The 25,210-nt window shown below is 40.0% G+C and carries 23 protein-coding genes; 3 read left to right on the top strand and 20 right to left on the bottom strand.

Features of this window, described 5'->3' with window-relative positions:
• Positions 1-17: 17 nt before the first annotated feature.
• From dnaG to rpsU, 10 genes are all read right to left on the bottom strand, one after another.
• Positions 18-1,841 carry a DNA primase gene (dnaG, locus tag ED605_RS02945; protein WP_121977425.1) on the bottom strand — a complete coding sequence of 608 codons (1,824 nt, stop codon included), beginning with the start codon at positions 1,839-1,841 and terminating at the stop codon, positions 18-20.
• Positions 1,842-2,022: 181 nt separating this feature from the next.
• On the bottom strand, positions 2,023-4,104 hold the full coding sequence (gene glyS / locus ED605_RS02940) for a glycine--tRNA ligase subunit beta (RefSeq protein ID WP_121977424.1): 2,082 nt from the start codon (positions 4,102-4,104) through the stop codon (positions 2,023-2,025).
• A complete protein-coding gene (glyQ, locus tag ED605_RS02935) occupies positions 4,104-5,030 on the bottom strand; it encodes a glycine--tRNA ligase subunit alpha (protein ID WP_121977423.1) in 927 nt (308 codons plus the stop codon). Before glyQ ends, glyS begins: the two co-directional genes overlap by 1 nt.
• Before the next feature lie 293 nt (positions 5,031-5,323).
• Positions 5,324-6,094, bottom strand: coding sequence for a DNA repair protein RecO (gene recO / locus ED605_RS02930; RefSeq protein WP_121977422.1), 771 nt, complete (start codon positions 6,092-6,094; stop codon positions 5,324-5,326).
• 56 nt (positions 6,095-6,150) lie between these two features.
• Positions 6,151-7,053: a GTPase Era gene (era, locus tag ED605_RS02925; RefSeq protein WP_121977421.1), complete on the bottom strand. Its 903-nt coding sequence runs from the start codon at positions 7,051-7,053 to the stop codon at positions 6,151-6,153.
• Positions 7,054-7,065: 12 nt separating this feature from the next.
• A complete protein-coding gene (locus ED605_RS02920; RefSeq protein WP_121977420.1) occupies positions 7,066-7,461 on the bottom strand; it encodes a diacylglycerol kinase family protein in 396 nt (131 codons plus the stop codon).
• On the bottom strand, positions 7,445-7,930 hold the full coding sequence (gene ybeY, locus ED605_RS02915; protein WP_121977419.1) for an rRNA maturation RNase YbeY: 486 nt from the start codon (positions 7,928-7,930) through the stop codon (positions 7,445-7,447). Before ybeY ends, ED605_RS02920 begins: the two co-directional genes overlap by 17 nt.
• 27 nt (positions 7,931-7,957) lie before the next feature.
• Complete coding sequence (locus ED605_RS02910; RefSeq protein WP_121977418.1) at positions 7,958-8,923, bottom strand: PhoH family protein; 966 nt, start codon at positions 8,921-8,923, stop codon at positions 7,958-7,960.
• Between the two features lie 154 nt (positions 8,924-9,077).
• On the bottom strand, positions 9,078-9,527 hold the full coding sequence (locus ED605_RS02905; RefSeq protein WP_121977417.1) for a GatB/YqeY domain-containing protein: 450 nt from the start codon (positions 9,525-9,527) through the stop codon (positions 9,078-9,080).
• A gap of 106 nt (positions 9,528-9,633) precedes the next feature.
• Positions 9,634-9,825, bottom strand: a complete 192-nt coding sequence (gene rpsU / locus ED605_RS02900) for a 30S ribosomal protein S21 (RefSeq protein ID WP_035177572.1) — start codon at positions 9,823-9,825, stop codon at positions 9,634-9,636.
• Between the two features lie 185 nt (positions 9,826-10,010).
• Here rpsU and ED605_RS02895 point away from each other — a divergent pair, with 185 nt between their 5' ends.
• Positions 10,011-10,832 carry a pyruvate, water dikinase regulatory protein gene (locus ED605_RS02895; protein ID WP_121977416.1) on the top strand — a complete coding sequence of 274 codons (822 nt, stop codon included), beginning with the start codon at positions 10,011-10,013 and terminating at the stop codon, positions 10,830-10,832.
• Between the two features lie 208 nt (positions 10,833-11,040).
• Here ED605_RS02895 and ED605_RS02890 read toward each other — a convergent pair whose 3' ends face one another.
• The 7 genes from ED605_RS02890 to hisS all read right to left on the bottom strand — a co-directional run bounded on the left by ED605_RS02890 (position 11,041) and on the right by hisS (position 19,543).
• Positions 11,041-11,961, bottom strand: a complete 921-nt coding sequence (locus tag ED605_RS02890) for a deoxyribonuclease IV (RefSeq protein ID WP_121977415.1) — start codon at positions 11,959-11,961, stop codon at positions 11,041-11,043.
• Positions 11,954-13,186 (bottom strand): CDP-glycerol glycerophosphotransferase family protein, encoded by a 1,233-nt coding sequence (locus ED605_RS02885; RefSeq protein WP_370824334.1) that lies wholly within the window; start codon positions 13,184-13,186, stop codon positions 11,954-11,956. Before ED605_RS02885 ends, ED605_RS02890 begins: the two co-directional genes overlap by 8 nt.
• A 9-nt stretch (positions 13,187-13,195) precedes the next feature.
• Positions 13,196-14,005 (bottom strand): ABC transporter permease, encoded by an 810-nt coding sequence (locus ED605_RS02880; protein WP_121977413.1) that lies wholly within the window; start codon positions 14,003-14,005, stop codon positions 13,196-13,198.
• 74 nt (positions 14,006-14,079) lie between these two features.
• Entirely contained in the window at positions 14,080-15,234 is a 1,155-nt protein-coding gene (locus tag ED605_RS02875; protein WP_121977412.1) for a CDP-glycerol glycerophosphotransferase family protein, read from the bottom strand.
• A gap of 93 nt (positions 15,235-15,327) precedes the next feature.
• Positions 15,328-16,203, bottom strand: coding sequence for a YitT family protein (locus ED605_RS02870; RefSeq protein WP_121977411.1), 876 nt, complete (start codon positions 16,201-16,203; stop codon positions 15,328-15,330).
• A 249-nt stretch (positions 16,204-16,452) separates the two neighbouring features.
• A complete protein-coding gene (gene aspS, locus ED605_RS02865) occupies positions 16,453-18,234 on the bottom strand; it encodes an aspartate--tRNA ligase (RefSeq protein WP_121977410.1) in 1,782 nt (593 codons plus the stop codon).
• Positions 18,235-18,250: 16 nt separating this feature from the next.
• Positions 18,251-19,543, bottom strand: a complete 1,293-nt coding sequence (gene hisS, locus ED605_RS02860) for a histidine--tRNA ligase (protein WP_121977409.1) — start codon at positions 19,541-19,543, stop codon at positions 18,251-18,253.
• Between the two features lie 405 nt (positions 19,544-19,948).
• Between hisS and ED605_RS02855 the strand changes: the two genes are divergently transcribed.
• Together ED605_RS02855 and ED605_RS02850 are read left to right on the top strand one after the other, a co-directional pair.
• Entirely contained in the window at positions 19,949-20,791 is an 843-nt protein-coding gene (locus tag ED605_RS02855) for an N-acetylmuramoyl-L-alanine amidase family protein (RefSeq protein WP_121977408.1), read from the top strand.
• 15 nt (positions 20,792-20,806) lie between these two features.
• Positions 20,807-21,649 carry a fructosamine kinase family protein gene (locus ED605_RS02850; RefSeq protein WP_121977407.1) on the top strand — a complete coding sequence of 281 codons (843 nt, stop codon included), beginning with the start codon at positions 20,807-20,809 and terminating at the stop codon, positions 21,647-21,649.
• Between the two features lie 10 nt (positions 21,650-21,659).
• Here the strand turns inward: ED605_RS02850 and ED605_RS02845 are convergent, their stop codons facing one another.
• The 3 genes from ED605_RS02845 to ED605_RS02835 all read right to left on the bottom strand — a co-directional run bounded on the left by ED605_RS02845 (position 21,660) and on the right by ED605_RS02835 (position 25,186).
• Entirely contained in the window at positions 21,660-22,313 is a 654-nt protein-coding gene (locus tag ED605_RS02845) for an HAD-IA family hydrolase (protein ID WP_225419029.1), read from the bottom strand.
• 137 nt (positions 22,314-22,450) lie between these two features.
• A complete protein-coding gene (gene dtd / locus ED605_RS02840) occupies positions 22,451-22,897 on the bottom strand; it encodes a D-aminoacyl-tRNA deacylase (RefSeq protein WP_121977405.1) in 447 nt (148 codons plus the stop codon).
• Between the two features lie 57 nt (positions 22,898-22,954).
• Complete coding sequence (locus ED605_RS02835; RefSeq protein ID WP_121977404.1) at positions 22,955-25,186, bottom strand: RelA/SpoT family protein; 2,232 nt, start codon at positions 25,184-25,186, stop codon at positions 22,955-22,957.
• Positions 25,187-25,210 lie beyond the last annotated feature (24 nt).

Here is a 25,210-nt window from a genome sequence, read left to right as displayed (position 1 = left end):
CAAAATGCCTCCCGAAGTTAGACTTGTTCCTTTGTTCTCTTTTGCTGTTCAAGCTTTAACAATTCAACCATTAATTGACGCTGCTTGTCCACATCACCAATTTTGGCTGCCTGCTTTAATTCTGACTTCTTTTTCTTAATTTTTGTTTCAACCGGCGCCTTCTTCATAATTATGTCCAGATCATTATCAATCTCCACTGGCGAAGGCTCCTTTGGCAAATCCATTTCATCGACTTCGATTAATAAACTCTGAAGTGAATCTTCCGTAATCATATTACTAAAAGTTGCTACGTTATAATCATCGTAATCATTAAAATACGCTTCAGCTAATAAATATAACATTTGATATTGCTCATCAACAAATGAGAATCCTGAGATCCCCTTTACTTTAAGCCAAACATCACGATTGTGCAACATCCGATTAAGCAATTGCATTTGAGCAACTGTTACCTTGTCTCGCTTTTGCAAAGATGGACTAGTTGGTGAAGGTAGCTGAGGCTGGCGTGCTTTTGCAGGCCGCTTAGTAACCACTTTTCGAACTAATGGGACCAATTGCTTCTTAAGCACCTGTTTATCAATTTCAAATTCTTCAGCTAAATGATTCAAGTAAAGATTTCTTGAAATTTCGGAAGGAACCGAGCTGATTAATTTTAAAGCATCCGAAATATAAGCCGCTTGCCCTGCTTCCGATTTGAGATTAGCTTGGTTTTTTAAAAATGTCAATTCAAATTCAATTGGTGATTGGGCATGCTCAAGTAACGCTTTAAATTGGTCAGCGCCACGATGACGAATGAACTCATCAGGATCCATCCCATCTGGAATTGAAACCACCTTTAAGTTCAATTGGTGATTTGTTTGATTGAACGCATCGATTGCTCGTCGGATTGCCTTTTGTCCTGGAGCATCACCGTCGTAGCAAATAATCACTTCCCGCGTAATTCGCTGAATATCATAAATTTGCTGTTCAGTTAAACTTGTGCCCATTGACGCAATCCCATTTTTAATGCCACTTTGATAAGCCGAAATAACATCCATAAATCCTTCAAATAACAGAGCTGGCTGTTTGCTTCGAATATTTGGCCGAGCCAAGTCCAAGTTGAATAAAATCTTTCGTTTGTTAAATAATTCAGTTTCCGGACTATTTAAATATTTCGGCAAATCAACGTTTTTAGTAACCAGGCGGCCTGAAAAGGCAACCGGCTGGCCACTGGCATTTCGAATCGGATACATCACCCGATCAATAAACCGATCACGAAGGTGTCCTTCCTGATCTTCAGAAAATAAGCCGGATTTTCGCAACAATTGATAATCAATCTGACGCTGATCAAAAAACGGTTTCAATAATCTGGTCTGTGGCGCATAGCCCAGCTGATAAGTCTCAATGGTATCGTCATTCACACCACGTTTGCGCAAATAATCTAATGCCGGTCGTCCCATTTTGGTATTAACCAAAATGTGGTGGTAAAGCTTAACCGCCTGTTCATGTAAATCGACTAACTGCTTTTGCTCAGAAGTTTCCCGGTTAACCGGGCCGGCATCGGCAAAATACTTATCATCGACATCTAAATGAGCCATTTCGGCAGCTTTTTTAACGGCTTCAGGAAAAGACAGATTTTCAATTTCCATCAAAAATTTAAAAACGTTACCACCACGGCCACAACTAAAACAATAAAAAATTTGTTTTTCTTCATTGACTGAGAAAGACGGGGTCCGTTCTTCGTGGAACGGGCAAAGTCCAAAAAGGTTTTTCCCTGATTGTTTAAGCTGAACATACTGAGAAACCACATCAACAATATCAACTTGTGATCTCACCTGTTCAATCACATTTTCTGGGATCTTCAATAATTATCCGCCTCCCATCTCTAAGCCGGCGTTAATACCCGCAAAAAGTCGCACCAAAAAAGTGCGACTTCATCTGCTGGCGATACATAGTTTATACTATCATAGTTAACACAATTGTACAAACAAATGACCCTGCTTATTGAAAATACTTAAGGCCGATTTTTGGCCAATTAAGGGAGTTTCAGCCCTTAACCACTAATCGATCCAAATCACCTAAATGTAGAATTAATTTGGAAATCAATGTTAATTGACGTAAATGATTATCTCTTAATTTTTCATCTTTTGCCATCACCATCGTTGCGTCAAAATAAGCATTGATGGCATCTTTTAATCCCGAGAGACGCTTAAAATCTTCAGCGGCAGATACTTTATTATACCCGTCACGAATGGCATCAACCCGCTGATTGAGTGTCTTTTCGGTATCATTTTCAAAAAGCGTCTTGTCAACTTTTAGGTCAGTATCAGCAAATTGCCCCTTCTGGGAAATCCGTAAAACTCGAGTAAGGGATTCAATGATCTCTTTAAAATCAGCATCATCTTTGTGCGCCTGTAAAACCTGACCACTTGAAATATTAAATAGAATATCGGTTTGCGACCCTGATGTAACCGCATCAGAAATGTCGTAGCGAATGCCCAAATCGTCAAGGTACTGTTTAATTCGATCCTTGATGAAGTCGCTAACCGCGCCAATTTGACTAGCTTGATCCAAGTCTGGTGCCACCTGTTTTTCAGTTTGTAAGTTGATAATCGATTGTAGTGTCTTCACCAAATCAAAATTCCAATTTTGATCTGCGACAATTCTAACGATTCCAGTGGCTTGTCGGCGTAATGCGTATGGATCATTTGAACCGCTAGGTACCATCCCAGCTGCGAAAAAGGTAAGAATGCTATCCAACTTATCCGAGATGGCTAATAACGCCCCGACCCTTGAAGCCGGTAAATCACCATTAGCCGAAATTGGCATATAGTGTTCAGAAATCGCTCGAGCAACGACTGGATCTTCACCGTTTAATAAGGCATATTTTTCACCCATCACACCTTGTAATTCGGCAAATTCACCAACCATCCCCGTTACCAGATCAAACTTATAAATCTCAGCCGCCCGCTGTTCTTCGGCTAGTTCTTTTGAAGAGAAATCAAGTTGTTTACCGAGGTAATTTGAAATAACCTGAACCCGTTGCATTTTATCATACATCGTCGAAATCTTATCATGAAAGCTGACCTTTTTAAGCCGATTGACATCATCAGCAATTGTTTTCTTTTGATCTTCTTCGTAGAAAAACATGGCATCTTCGAGACGCGCTGTTAACACTTTTTCATTTCCAGCAATCACATTTGCCAAATCATGATCATTTCCATTACGGACTGAAACGAAATGCGGTAATAGGGTTCCCTGATTATCCGTTACGTAGAAGAAACGCTGGTGATCTTTCATTGACGTAATTAAAACTTCATCAGGAATTTTTAAATATTTTTCATCAAAGTTACCGGCAAAAGCAGTCGGCCATTCAACCAGATTATTGACTTCTTCCAATAAATCGGGATCTGGCTTAACAACCCAGTCATGCTCATCGGCCAGTTGTTGGATCTGTTTTAAAATTAACTGTTTTCGTTTTTCGGCGTCGGCAATGACAAACTGCTGGGTTAATTTTTCTTCATACTCATCAGCATTTGCCAACTCAATGTCCTGACCCAAGAATCGATGGCCGGAGGTCACCCGATCAGTGGTCACGTCCAAGATGCTGAAAGGAATCACCTCATCATTCAAAAGCGCCACTAACCATTTAATCGGTCGAACATACTCAAAGGAATAGTCGGCCCATTTCATCATTGTCGGGAAAGTCATTGATGTGACAACATCCTTCATGCCTGTTAAGATTTCAGCCAGTGGTTGACCGGCAATATGCTTCTCAACAAAAACATAGTCAGTCCCTTTGACCGCTTTAAACGTAATGTCATCAGTTGTGGCACCCTGGCCACGAGAAAAACCAATTGCAGCTTTCGTCCAATTACCATCAGCATCCATCGCGATCTTTTTGGCGGGACCTTTAACGGACTTGTCAATATCAGGTTGTTTATCGGCTAATCCGGTAATTAGTAAAGCTAGCCGTCTTGGCGTACTAAAAGTTTTAATTTGATCAAATGTAATTCGTTGGCTCTTTAAATAGTCGCCAGCCCGCTTCTTCAACTGGTTAATACTTGGTGTCACAACGTGAGCAGGAATTTCTTCGAGCCCAATCTCCAATAAGAAATGATTCGACATTATTTTTCCTCCTCTGCGTCTTTCAATAAAGCTTGACGTTTCTTTTCGTCCTTAATCAGTGGAAAGCCCAGTTTTCGTCTAGCTGCCACAAATTCCTTTGCAACCCCACGAGCCAGATTTCGGATTCTTGATAAATAGCCGGCTCGTTCAGTTACTGAAACAGCACCACGGGCATCCAGTAAGTTAAATGTGTGACTACACTTCAAAATGTAATCGTAAGCAGGATGGACTAGATTTTGCTTCAATAGACGTTTTGCCTCATGCTCATAATCATTGAAGAGGTTCAGCAACATTTCCTGATCGCTTTCCTCAAAGCTGTATTTTGAATGTTCATATTCAGGTTCTTTGAAAATATCACCATAGAGAACGCCATCTGACCATTCCAAATCAAAAACTGAGTTGACGTTTTGAATGTAAGAGGACAACCGTTCCAAACCATAGGTAATTTCAGAAGCTACTGGGTCCATTTCAAGACCGCCAACAATCTGAAAATAAGTAAATTGGGTAATTTCCATTCCGTCCAACCAGACTTCCCAACCGACACCGGCACAACCCATAGATGGATTTTCCCAGTTGTCTTCGACGAAACGAATATCATGTTCCAAAGGATTGATGCCTAATTCCTTTAAACTGTTTAAGTACAAATCTTGGATATTTTCCGGTGATGGTTTCATGATAACTTGAAACTGATGGTGTTGATAAAGTCGGTTGGGGTTCTCACCGTACCGACCATCTGCTGGCCGTCTTGAGGGCTCAACGTAAGCGGCATTCCATGGTTCCGGTCCGATTGCTCGTAAAAAAGTGTACGGACTCATTGTACCGGCACCCTTCTCAGTGTCGTAAGCCTGCATCAGCATGCATCCCTGAGCAGACCAGTATTGCTGCAATCTTAATATGATCTCTTGAACTGATAATTTTTCAGCCATTTGAATTCCTCCTCATTTTTTCACACAAAAAGTCCCTACGTTTAGTGACGTCCAATTCGCCACTTAAACATAGGGACGATGGTTTTCGCGGTTCCACCCTATTTCTGGCCTGATGCCAGCACTTCATTTACTCGGTTCAAAAAGTGCCATTATCATCATTGGTTCTTAATCGGCTTTCACTATCCCGATTTCGTTGAAAACAACCCATGATGCATTTCTTTTCTCATTACCGAAAATATTCAACTCAAAATAATCTTAGTTGAGATAGTCTTGAATGTCAACGACCGATCTGGCTAAAGCTTGAATTTATCTAACTGGTCAATAAATCGTTTGCTCTTTGGAATCACACCTACCGAACGCGTATAAAGTTGATCAATAACTCGCCGAAGCGATTTTTTGGTCGCCTGACTTACCTTGATGTGTGTCAGCTTGGTTAAATCCACAACTGAAAATAATCTTAAAAAGTAAATCGTTTTTTGGTCAAGATGCAATCGGTATGGGTCTCGATCAAAGTGATTTTGACATATCAAACCGCCATAAGCTTCTGAATAGTCAAATGGTAAGTCACGACGATGGCAAATTGAACAGTCCACCCAGTTGGGTTCAACTCCAAAGGCCGCCAATAATTGGATTTCAAAAATATTGGTGATAATCGCTTCGTCAAACCCTTCATCAATTAACTTAAGGCCTGTCAGTAACTGATCATACCATTTGGGAATACGGATGCCGTCTTCAAAAGCCAAATCGAGTAATGCCATTACGTAAGTTGCATAAGCGTTTTTCGTAATATCAGCTGTGATTCCCTGGAAATGATCAATTCCCTTATAATTATTAAGATAACTTAATCCGTCAGCCTTTAGATCACCAAAATATGTGCCATACGTAAACGGCAAAATAGCCGCCCGCATTCGAAATTTTGGTCGTTTAGCACCATGTACCAAAAACATTTTTTTGCCAAATTCCCTAGTGAGAAACTTTATCAGCAAATCACGTTCACGGTAGGCTTTTGTATATAAAAGAATCCCGTGAAATTCAGCCGGCTTTGCTTTGGCCAAAGCACTCACTCCTTTTTAATCGCTTAATCAGAAATCGATCACTCACGCAATTAATCATCAGTTAACTAATCATTGCCCTTTCGATAACCGTAAGAATTAAGCAGGGCCGCCTTGTCACGCCAGTGAGGCTGAACCTTCACCCATAATTCCAAATAAACTTTATTGCCCATCATGTTCTCAATATCTTTGCGAGCTAATGTCCCGATTTTCTTTAACATAGCACCGCCCTTACCAATCACAATCCCTTTTTGGCCATCCCGCTCAACGATGATAGTGGCCTGGATATGAAGAAGATCTGACTGGTTCTTGATACTCTCAATGTAAACGGCGGTTGAGTGTGGGATTTCCTGACGGGTCAGTTGCAAAACCTTTTCTCGAATCAATTCTGAAATGACAAATCGCTCTGGGTGATCCGTCACCTGATCTTTTGGATAATACTGGGGGCCGTTTGGCAATGCACTCACTAATGATGTTAACAATTCGCTAACGTTGTTGCCCTGTAAAGCCGAGATCGGAAAAACTTCCTTAAATGGTAACGCATTTCGATACTGATCAATAATTGCCATCACATCATCCGGCGAAATTTGATCAATCTTATTAATCAACAAATAGATTGGCTTACTAATTTCTTTTAGCCGGTCAATAATAAAATTATCTCCAGCGCCACGCCGTTCGGTTGCGTTAACCATAAATAAAACCGCATCGACTTCTTTTAATGCTGAAAGTGCCGCATCCATCATGAAATCGCCTAATTTAGTCTGCGGCTTATGAATTCCAGGCGTATCAATGAACACAATCTGAGCGTCATCAGTCGTATAGACACCCTGAATCTTATTTCTGGTTGTCTGAGCTTTATCGCTCATAATGGCAATTTTTTGACCGACCACCCGGTTCAAAAATGTTGATTTGCCAACGTTAGGCCGACCAACAATCGCAACAAATCCTGATCGATAATTTGGATTATCCATTTTATACCTCACTTATTTTAGTAATGCAAAGATTCTTGGAATAAAAATCAGAGCACCAATGATGACAGCAAAAAGAGCTGACAATAAAACACCACCAGCAGCAATATCTTTTGCACGCTTAGCCATTAAATCAAAATGATGTCCGACAATTAGATCAACAACATTTTCGACGATTGAATTCAATACTTCCGAACCAATCACAGAAAAAAAGGCGGCAAACAACCAAAGCCAATCGTAAATGGCAATTCTTAGGAAAAGGCCAAAGCAAAGAACAACTGCCGTGATAATTAAATCAAAACGAAAATTGCGTTCTTCCACGACAAGCTTTTTAATTCCCTCAAGCGCATGCCCAACGGATTGAAAAAAGTGTTTGTTTTTATCTATCTGTCGCTTATCTTTTAAGGCCATAGGCATTTAAAATTTCCTTTTGCAACGGAAACATGATGTCTGCATCCGCTTTTTTCATGTGATCATAACCGTTTAAATGAAGAAAACCATGAACCACCAAAAATCCTAGTTCACGTTGAAATGAATGGCCTAAATAATCCGCTTGTTCAGCAACCTTATCGACTGACACAAAAATGTCACCAATATTTTCCGGAATCGATTCTTGTAGTTGTTCATCCATAACAATCGGGAACTCATCGTCATCACTTTGATCTTCGATTGCAAAACTAATGACGTCAGTTGCCCGATCAACACCCCGATATTGACGATTAATTCGATGAATTTCATCGTTATTCACCAAGGTAACCGACATTTCCGTGTTGTCAGCCAAATGAATGTATGAACCGGCAAAATTTAAAATGTCACGAATTAATTTTTTATCCTTTTCAGCGACACCCTGTGCAGTTTTATCGTAAATTTCTAAATCCATGAATCACAATCCTCATTCAATTAATAATTATTGACCATTTTCTTCATATGCGGTGATAATTTTAGCAACTACGGGATGTCGCACAACATCCTTAGCACTAAAGGTGACAAACTCAATTTGATCAATTTTTTTCAAAATTGACTGGGCAGTTACTAGCCCACTAGCGGCATGTTTGGGTAAATCGATTTGTGAAATATCACCATTCACAATCATCTTGGAGCCAAATCCTAAACGGGTCAAGAACATCTTCATCTGCATATTAGTTGTATTTTGAGCTTCATCCAGAATTACAAACGCATTATCAAGCGTCCGGCCTCTCATATACGCTAACGGTGCAATTTCAATAACGCCACGGTCCATTAGCCGCTCAGTATGTTCGGCACCCAGAATCGCATGTAACGCATCATAAATTGGCCGCAGATAAGGATCCACCTTTTCTTTTAGATCGCCTGGTAGAAAGCCCAGACTTTCTCCAGCTTCCACGGCTGGTCTGGTTAGAACAATCTTGTCAACAGTTCCCTTCTTTAACGCCGCAATCGCCATGACAACGGCTAAATAAGTTTTTCCCGTCCCAGCTGGGCCAATGCCAAAAACAACGTCATGATGACGGATTGCCTGAACATATTGCCGCTGACCAAATGTCTTAACCCGGACAGCCTTTCCTTTGGCATCCTTAATTAAAACCTGATTGTACAGGTCTTGAAAATAGTCTAAGGTGCCATTTTGAGACATGTTAATCGCACTGATAAAATCACTGCTGTTAATGTTAATTCCCTTTTGAACGAGCGTCAAAATATTGTCCAAAATATTCAACGTTGTTCCGACAAGTGCTTCATCACCGCTAACCCGCAGTGAATTGCCAAAAACATTAATTGAGACGCCCATTCCCTCTTCAAGAATTGTCATAAACTCATTTTGAGTACCAACAATTTGTAACAGCTGATTAGGATCAGATACGATAAATTCTTTTGTAATCTGTTGAGTTTCAGCCAAATAATTAGCTCCTTTTTAATATGATATTAACCAGATACTATCACAAAATAACGGCTTACTAAAGTGATTAACCAATTGTTAAACATATTTGAAACATTTCCAATTAGTTTGTCGACTATCTTGCTTAAAACCTGATTAACAGCGTCAAAACAGCTTAACTTTGGAGTTGTTTCTTAACTAATTTATTAATGACACTGCCATCAGCTTTACCCTTTACTTTAGGCATAATTGCACCCATTACTTTGCCAAAGTCCGCCATTGACTCAGCGTGTAATTGAGCAATCGTTTCGTTAACCAACTTTTCAACCTCGTCTTCAGACAGCTGCTTAGGTGCGTATTCTTCAGCAATCTTCAATTTGGCTGCCTGGTCCTTTGCCAAGTCGTCCCGGTTGGCCTTTTGAAATTCTTCAAGTGACTCTTTTTGCTGCTTGATTTCTTTCATGACAACCGCACTAACTTGTTCCTCAGTCAGCTTTTGATTGCCATTATCCACTTCAGCATTCATGATTTGGGACTTCAATCCACGAATCACGCCTAGTCTAACCTTGTCTCGAGCCTTCATAGCATCTTTTAAATCTGAATTCAACTGATCATAAACACTCATCTGTTAACCCTCTTTTCAATGTATGTCTAAATTTTAACATTAAAAAAGACCAGAGACTAATGAAACATTAGCTCCGATCTTCAAAAGGATGTCTTCTTAATGATTATTAATAACGACGTTTCTTTTTATTATTCCGCTTACGTGCTGCTTCGGACTTTAATTTGCGTTTTACACTTGGTTTTTCATAAAATTCCCGTTTACGATATTCTTGCAGTGTACCGCTTTTAGAAACTGTACGTTTAAAGCGTCGAAGAGCATCATCAAGAGACTCGTTTTTACGAACGACTGTCTTTGCCATATGAAATTCCCTCCCTCCGAGCTTAAATGTAACTGTTTAGAAGCACACATTTGTCTTGTACTAAAACGGTTCGCATTAAATTATACATATTAATCGAAATATCGTCAATGATTTAAACCAACATGTTAAAATTTAAATATAGTAACACGATCAAGACAGAACTATATCGATGGGAGCCATGCTTTATGAAGACACAAAATATTTTTATCATTTCTGATTCAAGTGGTGCAACGGCGCAGACATTGGCTCAAACCACTGCTTCACAATTTCCAAATATCAAAGCTGAGATCAGACGTTTTCCTTTTATTCAAACGGAATCAATTCTCAAAGGGATTTTAAATTTGGCTTTAACCAAACACGCGATGATTTTCCATACACTGGTCAGTGTTGAACTAAGTCAAATGGTTACAAACTTTTGTAAAGAACATGGTATTTACGATTTTGACTGTGTTCAAAAACCAATGGAACTTTTTTCAAAAGTGACTGGTGAAACGCCTGCCCACGTCCCTGGCTTGATTCATGATTTAAACGAAAACTATTTTGAACGCATTTCAGCAATTGAATTTGCGGTCGAAAATGATGACGGTAAAAACCCTAAAGGCTTATTAGGAGCCGACATTGTATTACTGGGAGTCTCAAGAACATCCAAAACGCCACTTTCACTTTATCTGGCCAATCAAAATCAACGAGTTGCCAATTTACCAATTGGCCCTGACCTACACATTCCGGATGAGTTGAGTGAAGTCAAAAAAGACCGTATTTTTGGTTTGTTGAATACTCCGGAAAAATTAAGCCGTATCCGTAAACAGCGAATGCTGTCATATGGCTTAAATGCAGATACCCCCTATTCAGATACTAAAAACATCAGGCACGAACTAGATTACGCTAAAAAACTTTATAAAAAAATTGGCTGCCTTACCATTAACGTTGCAAATAAATCGATTGAAGAGACGGCCACTATTATTTTAGAAAGTTTGAATCTGGATACCACGACTTTTGAAGATTAACTTCCACCTTACTTTCGATGAACTGATGCATTATTTTGTAACTAATTCACATAGTAATGCATCGATCTGTGGGGGTGCTTATATTAGGCAAAGACTAATTACTGATTAATTAAAAACGATCTCAAAATCATTTCAAGCTCGGAAGTGATCTTGGGATCGTTTTTAATAATGTGATCGGCCCATTTTTCGACTTAATTTCGGTCCTATGTTAATAAGGCTTGCCGGCTTTCATATCTTCAATAATGTGTGGATTAAATTGCTGGGCTTTCAGCATTTTAACTTCATAGCCATGCGGATTGTAGGTGACCCGCTTATTTTCCGGATCCTTTAAAACCGGCGTTTCCATGATTTTAGGGACAGATGTTAATTGAGCATGGTGAGCAATATAATTCAAGGTTTTAAACCCAATTGTCCCAAGCCCAATAATTTGATGACGGTCTTTATGACTGCCACGATCATTTTTTGAGTCATTTAAGTGAATGACCTTTAGTCGGTCCAGTCCAATGATATGATCAAATTGGTTTAAGACACCGTCAAAATCATTTTTGACATCATAACCCGCATCATTCGTATGACAGGTGTCAAAAGTAACGGAAAGTTTGTCATTATCCGTTACTTTATCAATAATTTCAGCTAATTGCTCAAAAGTAACCCCAACTTCTGTTCCCTTTCCTGCCATGGTTTCCAATGCAATTTGCACTTGCTGGTCAGGCTGAATGACTTCATTTAGCCCCTTAGCAATTTGGTCAATCGCTTTTTGAGGTCCGGCACCCACGTGGGCTCCCGGATGTAGCACAATTTGCTTAGCACCAATTGCCTGTGCCCGCTTAATTTCTGCTTGGAGGAACTGAATACCAAATGCAAAATTCTGCGGTTTCAGTGTATTGCCAAGATTAATAATGTAGGGGGCATGAACGACCACTTCTTTTAACCCATGGTCTTTCATATAGGCCTGCCCAGCCTCACCATTTAAGTCCTCAATCGGCTTTCGAACTGTGTTTTGGGGTGCCCCGGTGTAAACCATAAAGACCGTCTCGTTAAAGCCGGCTGCCTCTTTAGCAGACCCCAAAAACATTTCTTTTCCCTTCATGCTGACATGTGACCCAATTAAAAAAGTTTGTTCACTCAAATTCTTTTCCTCCCTTATTCAAAATTAAATCACTTACTTTTTGAGAAGCAGTACCCGTTTCCCACGAACAAAATTTTGTGTTAAATTCAGCTAAATTTTTCCGAAAATCGGGAAACTCGCCCTGCTGTTTAAAAATCGCCAATGCTTGATAAAATTGATCAGCAGTGGTTACGACCGGCCCTGGTAAGTTTTGTGATTGGTAATTAAAGTAGAAGCCCCGCAATTCATCTCGATAATGTGAGAGATCATAGGGAAAGAAGAGCATTGGTCGTTTCAAGTTGGCAAAGTCAAACATCACCGAAGAATAATCGGTAATGAGCAAATCCGTTATTAAGTATAATTCATTAATGTCTTCATCAGCACAAATTTTCACACGATCTTGAAAACCGGTGATGTTTATGTGATCCTTTACCAGATAATGGGGCCGAATGATCAGCATTGTCTCATCATCCACAGCTGCAAAAAAGTCTTTCAAGTTAAACGGTAATTCAAATTTATAGCTTCCCTGCTTTTGATAGTCGTCATCCCGCCAGGTTGGGGCGTACATGACCACTTTTGAAGGGACTCGACCTAACAGCTGCTTTTTTAGTATCGTAATGGTAGTGGCGTTGTTTTGTTGATACAACATATCGTTTCTCGGGTAACCAATATCCAAAAATTGATGATGAAATTTAAAAGCCGATTTAAAAATATCTTTCGAGTATTGATTAGGCGCTATTAGGTAATCCCATCGATTAGCTTCATCAATAAATTGCTGATGATACTGTTGCGTTTGGTTGCCAGGAATCTCAACGTTATCAATGTCAACGCCCAATTTTTTTAACGGTGTTCCATGCCAAGTTTGAATATAAACGGTACCTGAATTTTTCTTCCACCATTTGGGCATTCGAGAATTCATCACCCAAAAGGAAGCTCGGGCACTGTACCAAACCCAAATCGGTGTAAACCGCTTAATCAATTGAACATCCGGAAAAGTTTGGGCTAATCGCCGATAAACAGCCGGCTTCACACTAAAATAACAACTTTGCTTAATGGTGGGATCATTTTGAATCAATTGTTTGTATATAGCAAACGGATTATCACTGATATCTTTTCCGTTAAAACTCTCAAACAAAATCAATCTTTTCTTCACCCGCATACAAATAAACCCATCGTTGAGCACGATGAGTAAATAGCGGGCAATTAGTTTAATTAAAGTCACCAATTTGTTTCTCAAATTGCCCATCCTCCAAAACTAAATCAAATCAACAAATCGTGAACGGAACTTATAATGCAGGTGTGACCCAACTAAGAAGAAGAAGAGGACAATTCCCCAGAAAACAATATTTAACGTCGGCTCCTGCCAAAACCACATTGTTCCAAGCATAGAATCCCGAAAACCTGAAACCACGTAAAAGAACGGATTCAATTGAAGTAAGTGAACAAAAGGTGCCGGAAATGAATTAGTTTCAAAATTAAACAGTACACCAGACATGTAAAACAACATTCGCATTAATGATTGGAGCATAATCCGCCAATCGCGAACCAATAAGGAGATCGTTGAGTTGAAAATTCCAAATGCCAGCATCCAAGCGATCATACAGATAAAATAATAAATCCACTGAACCCAATAAATTGATGGTCGAACTCCGTAGAGAAAACTGACCACAATTGAAAAGACCAACATGGTCCAAAAAGAGCTCAGATTACTGACAATCTTAATTGTTGGTAAAACACTCACCGGAAATTTCATTTTTGAAACCATCCCGACACGCTGATAAATACTTTTAGAAGCATCAAGGGTAGCTCGATTCATAAAGAACCAAGGTGTAATCCCAATCACCATCCAAGGTAGATAATCAATACCGTGAGTAGAATTCCCATGCTTTAAACCAATCCCAAATACCAACCAGTAAATGCCGATTTGGATTAACGGGTACAAGTATTCCCAAACCAATCCCAAGTAGTGACTTTGGTATTCAGCCTTATCTTCATATTGTGAGATTCGAAAAACAATCCCGATATTTTGGAACTGTTCTTTAATTAATGTGTAAACCTCTTTCAAATCGAGACACTCCTTAACAGTGAGCTAAAGTTAAATATAATCAGCTCAGGCTTAATTAACTTCTAAAAATGATATTAGTTTAATAAATCCAAGTAACGCTTTAGACAACGTTTTGTTGCCCGACCGTCATTGTACGTATTCCAGTACTGATTAAATCTTGAAAAATCGGTTGGTTGCTGCGCCAAAATTGCCTGCTTCAATTTTTCAACTGTCATAATCGGTGTTGTCGGTAACCAATCACGAAAGTCATTTTGGACACCCGGATCTAACTGATATTGTTTTAAATCAAACATAAAAAAGATTAATGACTTGGCATTTGGTAACAGAGTAAAATCAAAGGCAACCGAAGAGTAATCCGTCACCAGCGTATCGGTAACTGTCAATAATTCGCTGGTTGCTAATTCATGATAAAACTTGATTCGCGGGTTACCAATTTGACGCATTGCGATTTCTTTATTTCGTAAAACTGGATGTAATTTGACAACTACAATTGCATTGGGGTCAGCTGAAAGTGCATCTCCCAATCCGGCAGGCAACTTAAATTGTTTATCGGGTCGGTAGGTCGGCGCATATAAAATTACCCGATGAGCTTTTAATTCCGGTGCGACGCGAAAAATGCGTTCCCTGGCACTGGATTGCCAACTTTTATCCAAGTACTGATCCGATCGGGGATAACCCAATAGCCGAATTTTATCAGCCGGCTCGTGATAACTATTTTGGAAGACTTTGCCCATCGCTTTTGAAGCCACAATGTAATCATCAAAGTGATCATAGACTTCTTGAAACCGCTTCTTATCTGATTGACTGCGCTTAGCCGTTGTGGGATCTTCCCACCCAAATTTTTTAATGGCGCCATTAGCGTGCCAAATTTGGATAATTTGCATTTTCTTTGGATGACGCAGTCCACCTAAAAAAGCATAGTAATTATCACAAAAAAGTAACCGAGCACCCATTAACAACGGAACAAAGTCAAAAATAAATTTAAAACCGTCCCTAAATTGATACGTCTCAATTCCAAAAGCGGCCAATTCTGTTGCGGCTGCCTCGGTTTCCGGCCGATACAACACAATAAATCGGAATCCGGTTGGCATTTTCTCTGCCAGTCGTTTAATAAAGTCCAAATTATTATCAAAACTCATTAAATAAATGACTTTATTTTTGGGATGCCAACTATTAAGAAGCGACCAGAACCGAATCAGCCATAAATAAATGACTTTCAATTTCTTCACCGTATTTCAGTTTTTAATAAACACACTCGAGTATTATAACACAAACTTTTTCCAGAATTATTTTCTTAAAAAATCTTTAGATTTAAAGCGATGCTACGGCTTTGGCTCATAAAACCGCCCTAAAATTTTAACTGAGTCCGAAATACTGGCGAAAGCATTTGGATCAGACTCCAAGAGAGCTTCCTCAAGTTCCCCCATTTCGTATCTGGAAATGACTGTAAATAAGATTGTTTTAGCATCATGACGATAAGCGCCTTCGGCATTATGAACAATGGTAATGCCCCTTCGAAGGTGATTTTGGACACTATCAATCACCGTGTTGGGCCGATTGGTAATAATCATCACCTGCATTCGCTGCTGCTTTGTGTAAGTCATATCCATTACTTTAGCATTTACAATAAGCCCAATTACCGAATACAAGGCATATGGCCAACCATAAGCAAACCCGGCTGCCACTACAATTAAGGCGTTAAAAGCAATGTTGATTGAGCCAATTGACCGACCCGTTCGATCACGAATGACCAGGCCTAAAATATCTAAACCACCAGTTGAAATACCGTTTTTTAAAGCTGTTCCGGTACCGAAACCGTTGACAGCCCCGCCAAAAATGGCACAAATAATTGGATCGTGCGTCAGTGGCACCGGCTTTAATAATTGAATCATAAAACTGGACAAAAAAACTGTAATTATCGTAAAAATCGTGAATTCTCTGCCAATTCCCCGCCAAGCCAATAGAAACAACGGAATATTCAATAAAAATAATCCTAAACCGGTAGAAATGGTGACTGGGAAAGCACGTGAACTAATCGTGTTTAGTAATTGCGCCAGTCCTGTAATGCCAGATGAATAAATATGACCAGGGGTCCAAAAAAAGTTGACCGCAATTGAGACCAAGATCCCATAAATAAATGAAGTTGATGTTTTAGTTACATAAGTATGTCGACGCATTAATTTTGAAACGTCATCCATAATAAGATAAATTCCTCTCGTAAAGATATTAATTGCAAACCAAATTCAATGAATATTGTAACGCTAAGCGCAATTGAACAACATGACAAATACTTAAAAACCACAAAATGGTAAAAGACATCTTTAATCCAACTTAAAAGCAGGACCACAGATCAGGTCATTTATTTCATTCGGCCATCTATGTTCCTGCTTTGAGGACTGCTTAATTAAAATTTAAAATCAACTGATTTTGTTTTTCAATTAAGAAATCTATTTATCTTGATCTGCAACAAAAATTCCTAAATCATCCAACTGTTTGTTAGCAACTGGTGACGGTGCACTGGTTAGTGGTTCAACTGCTTTGGAGTTCTTTGGAAAGGCAATCACATCCCGAATGTTCTCACGATCAGCTAACAAGCGGACAAAGCGATCCAAGCCAATTGCAAGACCGCCATGAGGTGGAAAGCCGTAATCCAAAGCTGCTAAGAAGTAACCAAATTGGGCTTCTGCTCGTTGCTTAGTGAAACCGAGTGCTTTAAACATTCTTTCTTGAAGCTGGCGGGTATGAATTCGAATGGAACCCCCGCCAAGCTCAAGCCCATTTAAGATAATGTCATAGCTTTGAGCATAAGCTTTATGAGGATCTTCATCATCGTTCATTAAGTAATGAACATCTTCTTCATTTGGCATTGTAAACGGATGATGAGCTGCCACATAGCGCTTCAAATCAACATCCCAATGGAATAGCGGCCAGTTAACAATCCATAAGAAAGCAAATTTAGATTCATCAATCATATTTTGTTCCTTGGCAATTTCAACTCGCAAATAAGCAAGCGTGTCAGCCACTATCCGGCTATTATCAGCTGCAAACAGCAACAAATCTCCCGGCTTGGCTTCAGCCTTTGCCAACATCTTTTGACGTAAATCAGCATCTTTAAAGAATTTGGCAATTGGCCCACTAAAACTATCATCCGTTATCTTTAGCCAGGCAAGACCCTTTGCACCAAATCGCTCAACGTAACTGGCAAATTGATCCAAATCTTTTCTGGAATATTTGTCAGCGCCGCCTGGAACAGCGATGGCTTTTACCTGACCGCCGTCTTTGACAGCATTTGAAAAGACTTTGAAGTCAACATCTTTCATAATGTCCGTTAAATCTTTTAGTTCCATGCCAAAGCGAACATCTGGCTGATCTGTTCCAAAGCGTGCCATGGACTCGTCCCAATCCATTCGCTTAAATGGTAACGTCACATCTTTACCCATTGCATCCTTCATCACTTTGGCAATGAGGCCCTCAGTGACATCCATAATTTCTTCTTGATCCGCAAACGACATTTCCATATCAATTTGGGTAAATTCAGGTTGTCGATCACCACGTAAATCCTCATCACGATAGCAACGAGCAATTTGATAATATTTATCAAAACCGGCACCCATTAATAATTGCTTAAATTGCTGTGGCGATTGAGGCAGCGCGTAGAAGGATCCTGGGTAAACCCGTGACGGTACCAAATAATCACGAGCTCCTTCAGGCGTTGACTTAGTCAAAGTAGGCGTTTCAATATCTACAAACCCTTCACCATTGAAGAAGCTGTGAATTGATTGAATAATGCGACTTCTCAACAGAATATTGTCGCGCATTTCAGGCCGACGAAGATCTAAGTAACGATACTTTAATTTTAAGTCTTCTGAAACCTTGATGCCGTCTTCAATATAAAACGGTGGCGTTTTGGAAGTTGCTAAAATTTTGGCTTCGCTAATGTCAACCTCGATTTTACCGGTCTTCATTTTAGGATTGATTTCTTTTGGCGCACGCGCCACTACTTTTCCTCGAGCTTCAACGACATATTCACCACGAAGTCGATCAGCCACTGCCAACGCGTCTTTGCTAAATTCTTCGCTAAAGACCAATTGAACAATTCCTTCACGATCACGTAATTCAATAAAAATCAAGCCACCAAGGTCACGACGTTTTTGGACCCAGCCTTTTAAGACAACTTCTTTACCAATTAAGTCGTCGTTTACCAATCCGGCATACGTTGTTCGTTTCATTTTCTAAAAGTCCCCTTTAATCATTAAAATTAGAAGTAATCACTTCATCAAAGTCTTTGACAATTTCATCAACGGGTACGTTAATTTCTTTACCACTGGCCATTGATTTTACATTGGCCGTATGGGAGGCTAATTCACTTTCACCAATAGTGATCGTATATTGCGCATTCAGTTTATTGGCTGTTTTAAATTGTGCCTTTGGCTTTCGATCCAAATAGTCACGATCTGCCGTGAAGTCGTTTTCCCTCAAAGCTTGAACAATCTTTAACGTCTCAACACTGGTCTTTTCACCAATGCCAACAACGTATGCATCCAGTTGATCCAAAACCGGGAATTCAACGTCTTGGGCTTCCAATAACAACATGAGCCGTTCCATTCCAAGACCAAACCCAATTCCAGGCATTTCCGGGCCGCCTAATTGCTCAACCAGGCCATTGTAACGGCCACCTGCACAAATTGTTGTGTAGCCTTCCCCAAGTGCTTTTGAATCAACCATGATTTCAAAAATTGTGTGTGTGTAATAGTCCAAGCCACGTACCATGTCCGGATCAACCACGTAAGGAATTTTAAGCGTATCAAGCAATTGTTTAACCCGATTAAAATGTTGTTTGGACTCTTCGTTTAAATAATCCAAAATTGATGGCGCACCCTTAACAATTTCTTGATCCCGTTTATCTTTACTATCCAAAACCCGCAATGGATTTTTGTGAAGGCGGACCTGTGAATCCTCACTGAGTTCGTCAAAATGGGGATCCAAATAATTAATTAAGGCTTGACGATAGGCTTCCCTGGAAGCTGTATCACCAAGACTGTTAATCTCCAAGCGAATGTCCTTTAAGCCAAAGTGACGCAACAAATCCATTCCCAAGGCAATTACTTCGACATCCAACTCCGGTTCATCACTGCCAAATGCTTCAACACCGATTTGATGAAACTCACGCTGGCGACCGGATTGTGGCCGTTCGTAACGAAACATAGAACCCATATAGAAAACTTTTACAGGTCGTGGATGTTCCGGCCCGTAAAGCTTATTTTCAACAAAAGCTCTAACTACGCCTGCCGTTCCTTCCGGCCGTAAGCTGATGTGTCGATCACCTTTATCTTTAAAGTCATACATTTCTTTTGTGACGACGTCGGATGTATCACCTGAGGTTCTGGAAAATACGTCAAAATTTTCAAACATTGGCGTCCGAATTTCTTGATAACGATAATTATTAAAGAGCATTCGGGCTGTTTCTTCAACATAAGTCCATCTTTTGGCCTCTTCAGGTAAAATATCAGCCGTTCCTTTAGGTCGTTGATATCTCATTAATGTTTCCTCCCAATTAAATTCCGAAAAAAAAGACCCCTGTCATTCGACAAGGGCGCAATTGCACGGTACCACCTTTTTAATAAACTCTAGGATAACGCTTGCGCGAATAGCATCAGCTATTACCGTTTTTACAAAAAAAGTGTCACTTCACTGAACCGGATACGTTTTTCCAGCATCCAAACGTTCTCTGAGTTTAACCCGATCCAGCTACTAATCTTTTTAATCGGTTGATTATTTAACTGCTTATAACACTAGTGGAGGAATGCAAAAATGTCAAGTGTCAATCTGGTGTCTTCGATACCTATTATCAAATTTAACTTTAAAATAGCTGGTTTCCATTAGCCTTAATGACGTCAATTACTTTATAATAATAAAGACACTTAAATTAGGAAGATTAAACCAATGAGAAAAATCTCTGAAAATATTAGTTGGATCATCGCGCTTCTAGCCATTGTCGTAACCTTTGGCCTTTTATTTATCGCGCTATATTCTAATTCAGTTACGGTTAAAGTTAATCAATTAAACATCCGCAGTGGTCCGGCTGTGACTTATTCTGTTAGAGGTAAAGCAAAGCAGGGAGAGCGTCTGCAGGTAATCAGTCGACGCAATGATTGGATTAAGGTTATTTATAAACACCGAACGACTGGCTGGGTAGCATCGTGGTTGGTGACTAACAGTCAGGTTAAAAACGTTACCAAGCTGTCAGAAGCAACGATTGTGTTGGATCCCGGTCATGGTGGCTCTGATTCCGGAGCGCTTTCAATGACCGGCCAAGAGGAAAAAACTTACACCCTAATGGTTGCCAAACTAGTTGCCAAAAAGCTTCGCGAACAGGGAACTCACGTCATTATGACTAGGGAAAAAGATCAATCGGTGCCACTATCAAAACGGCCAGAGTTGGCCACCACCCATTCAGCCAATGCTTTTATCAGCTTTCATTTTGATTCCTCGGACACTGCCAATACGGCCTCTGGATTTACTTGTTATTACTATCATTCTGGTGATTCCAAGCAATTGGCCAGATCAGTCGACCAAAAGATGGACGATCTTCCCCTGCCCAACCGTGGAACGGCCTTTGGCAATTTTTTAGTCATCCGAGATAATGCGGTCCCTGCAATTTTAATTGAAGGGGGTTATATTAATACTGATAGGGACTTTAAAATGATTCAAAAAAGTTCTTATCGGGAAAAATACGCAACCGACGTTGTAGCCGGCTTACGAGCTTATTTTAAAATGCATCATTAGGAGGAATTATTTAATATGGCAATTGATCAAGACTGGTTAGCAAAATTACCGATTGAAAAAGTTGATGAATTTCATCCGGTTTCGGGTGGCGATATCAACGACTCTTACTCCCTTCAAACGGCTAATCATCATTACTTCATGAAAGTTCAGCCGGGACGCGGTAAAATCTTTTTTGATCATGAAGTTGAAGGACTTCACCTGCTTGGCGAAGTTGCTAATACGCCAAAGGTCATCGCCAGCGGTGAAATCAATGGTGATGGTTATTTAATTCAAAATTGGGTTGATACTGGTCAAGGCAGTCAATTCGACCTTGGAAAAATGGTTGCGCGGGTCCACCAATCACATGCTCAAAAATTCGGCTTAGATCACAACTTTACTGCCGGAAAGCTCCCAAAGATCAATACGTGGCAGTCTGACTGGATCACTTTTTACCTGGATCAACGATTAAAACCCTTGGTTAAACTGGCTACTGAAAATCATCGTTGGAACGACTGGCGCGAAAAACATTTCTTGGCACTTTGTGACCAGTTCAAACACTACTATGCAACTCACCAAGTTCAACCCAGCTTACTTCACGGTGACCTTTGGGCAGGCAATTTTATGTTTGAAACTTCTGGTCGGCCAATGCTAATTGATCCGGACGTTTTTTATGGCGATCGGGAATTAGATATTGCCATGACAACTGTTTTCGGCGGTTTTTATAAAGACTTTTACAGTGGCTATAATAGTGTTTATCCACTTGAATCAGGTTTGGAAAAACGGCTGCCCTGGTACCAGCTCAATTACTTATTGGCCCATTTGAATTTATTTGGTGAAACTTATGGGCCGATGGTTGATCAAATTCTGGAAAAGTATTGAATCTGCGCTTTTAGACCCGCTTTTGCAGCCATGGGATCAATTCATCAATTTCAGTAATTTTGATATCCGGGTTGCCTTCTTCAACAATCGTGCCATCCGGATCAAACAAGCATGACGCGATGTTGGCATTATTTCCTGCCTGAACATCCAATTTCCGATCACCAATCATAATGGCATTTTGCCGATTAATATGATGCTTATCGATGAGCCAATTAATTGAATCCGGCTGCGGCTTACGCGGAAATTTTTGATTTGAAGTCACAAAATCCGTGAAGTATGTCAAAAGATTGAATTTCTTCAAAAGCGACTTAGCTTGGTTGTCACGGTGAGTCAGCAAATAGTGGTTACCAGGCATCCCTTTTACAAAATCCAGAACCTCAAAAACGCCTTTAAAAGGTTGGGCATCTTCAACTAATTTGACCTGATATCGCTTGTTCAGTTTTCTAAGGGTTGCCTCGTCAATTCCATAAAAAGCAGCAAATCTGCGAATCGCTGTGCCAACATCATGTTGTCTCATAGTGAGGTAGATTTCGTGCTCATCGATTTCAATTTTATCAATATCCATTTCAAGTAGTGCTTGTTTAAAAGCTTGAACCATCATGGGATAGGTATTAAACAGTGTGCCATCAAAGTCCCAAAAAAGTTGATTAATCAAGTTACTCACTCCTCAAAACCAAGACCGGCAAGATCCTGAATCTATGTCGGTCCTGGTTTTTATTATATTAAACAAAAGCAGCTTCCAGTCAATAAATCATTCATTGGGCTAGAAGCTGAAACCTTTTCAAATTGTCATTGCAAATTTCATTTGTGATCCGTATCAAAAATGATGGTTACCGGCCCATCATTTTGAAGTCTTACTTGCATATCTGCTCCAAAAATACCGGTTTGAACAATTAAACCAGCTTGACGCAATCGATCGTTAAACCGTTCATAAATTTGTTTGGCATGCGTCGGCTGACCGGCATCAGTAAAGCTTGGTCGGTTTCCTTTTTTAGTATTAGCATACAAGGTAAATTGAGAAACTGACAAGATTGCCCCGTTAACTGCATGGATATCCAAATTTAACTTACCAACGTCATCTTCAAAAATTCTTAATTTACTGATTTTATGAACTAAATAATCAATTTGCTCGTCACCATCAGCATCACTAACCCCAACTAACAACAGATACCCTTTGTCAATAACACCATGAATCTGATTGTCAATTGAGACTGACGCCTTTTTAACACGTTGCAGCACGACTTTCAAAGTTGGAACTCCTTTCTAACTTGAGCCGAGATCGCCAAGTAAGTTTAAAATCAATGCCTATCTAAATTTTCGCTCAACTAAATAGACATCCGGAATATTCTTAAGTGTGGTAATCAGGCGATTTAACTGTTCCAAATTACGAATTCCAACTGACAAAGAGATGGTTGCCATTTTATTATGATCAACCTTGCCATTGACTGAAGAAACCGTTTTGGTGACATTGTTAACCGCATTTAAAATATTAGTTAATAAGCCGGTTCGATTATATCCTTGAACAGACAATATTGCTGGATAAACGGTTCGATCACCAGGCTCATTAGCCCATGAAACCTGAATCAGTCTTTGGCCATCCTTTTCCGCTTTGGCAATGTTAGGGCAATCCACTCGATGGACTGAAACCCCACGGCCTTTTGTGATGTAACCCACAATTTTATCACCAGGAACCGGTGTACAGCAATGACTTAACCGAACCAGTAAATTATCAACGCCTTCAATGACAATGCCATTTGAGGATTTACGGGCCTTTTTATGTTGCTTAGTCGCTTCGGCACTTTCAGAAATGGTCTGATGTTCTTCCAAGACCTCTTTTTCAGCCTGATCCTGTCGCTCCCGTTTTAGACGTGCCCGGACATCTTTGGTGAGTCGATTAACGACCCCAGTCGGTTGAACGTCACCAAACCCGATCGCAGCCAACAAATCTTCAGCTCGTTGGTAATGCATGCTGGCAGCTGCTTGGTTCAATCGTTCAGCGGTGAGCAGTTTATGCACATCAAAGCCTTCCTCACGCAACCGTCTGGTCATGATGTTTCGACCATTTTCAATGTTCTTTTCTCGGTCCTCCAGGCGGAAATATTGTTTAATCTTATTACGAGCCCGCCGAGTATGCACCATTTTAATCCAATCCCGACTCGGGCCGGATGAACTAGTTGACGTTATAATGTCAACAATGTCACCGTTTTTAACTTGATGATCCAATGGCACAATTTTGCCATTTACTTTGGCCCCTGTTGTGTGATTACCGACTTCTGTATGAATCATGTAAGCCATATCTAAGGGTCCGGCACCTTTTGGCAATTCAAAGACATCGCCTTTAGGGGTAAAGACATATACATGATCGCCAAACAATTCGCCTTTTACACTGTCCATAAAGTCGGCAGCATCATCAGTGTCTTCTTGTAATTCAATGATTTGTTTAAACCAGTTTAACTTGTTATTGTCTTGTGACCCCTTCACGCCACCGGTAATGCCTTCTTTGTAAGCCCAATGTGCGGCAATACCAAATTCAGCGACCCGGTGCATTTCTTCGGTTCTGATCTGGACCTCTAGTGGTTTACCTTCGGGACCAATCACAGTTGTATGCAACGATTGATACATGTTGGCTTTTGGCATGGCAATGTAATCTTTGAACCGACCCGGCATCGGTTTCCATTCAGTGTGAATGGCGCCTAAAACCGCATAGCAATCCTTAATTGATTGAACAATTACCCGGATAGCCAGTAAATCATAAATCTGGCTGAACTGTTTATGTTTATCAACCATTTTTTTATAAACAGAATAAATGTGCTTTGGCCGGCCATAAATTTCACTCTTAATATCCAAATCAGCAATTGCCGCTTTAACTTCTTTAATTGCTTTTTGAATATAATCCACCCGCTGGTCTCGACGTGAATTCATTAGATGAACAATTCGGTAATATTGTTGTGGGTTTAAGTAACGAAGTGAAATATCTTCGAGTTCCCACTTAATCGTTCCAATTCCCAAGCGATCCGCAATTGGTGCGTAAATTTCCAAAGTTTCCTTAGCGATTCGTCGCTGCTTGTCAGGACGTAATGATTTTAAAGTCCGCATATTGTGTAAGCGATCGGCTAATTTAACGATCATTACCCGGATATCTTTACACATCGCTAACAACAATTTTCGATGATTTTCGGCTAGTCGTTCTTCACTTGATTTGTACTTAATTTTCGAAAGCTTTGTGACCCCATCAACAATTAGTGCAACATCGTTACCAAAAAGCTCTTGGACGTCGCTAAGCTCAACTCCGGTATCTTCTACTACATCGTGTAAAAAACCCGCTGAGACGGTCTCTGGGTCCATATGCAGGTCTGCCAGAATGCCGGCTACTTGAATTGGATGGGTGATGTAGGGTTCACCTGATTGACGCATTTGATCTTGATGAGCAATCTTAGCGAATCGGTAAGCCTTTTTGACCATTTCAACATGATCATCATTCATATACTCAGAAACTTTTTTAATCACATCATCAGCAGTCCAAATTTTAGTCGCCATTTTATCAACTCTTCTCTATTATTG

This window comes from Lentilactobacillus raoultii (genome assembly GCF_900411375.1).
Classification (GTDB): Bacteria; Bacillota; Bacilli; order Lactobacillales; family Lactobacillaceae; genus Lentilactobacillus; species Lentilactobacillus raoultii.
The sequence above is the reverse complement of the archived record's forward strand: the minus strand, read 5'-3'. Positions and strand labels throughout refer to the sequence as shown.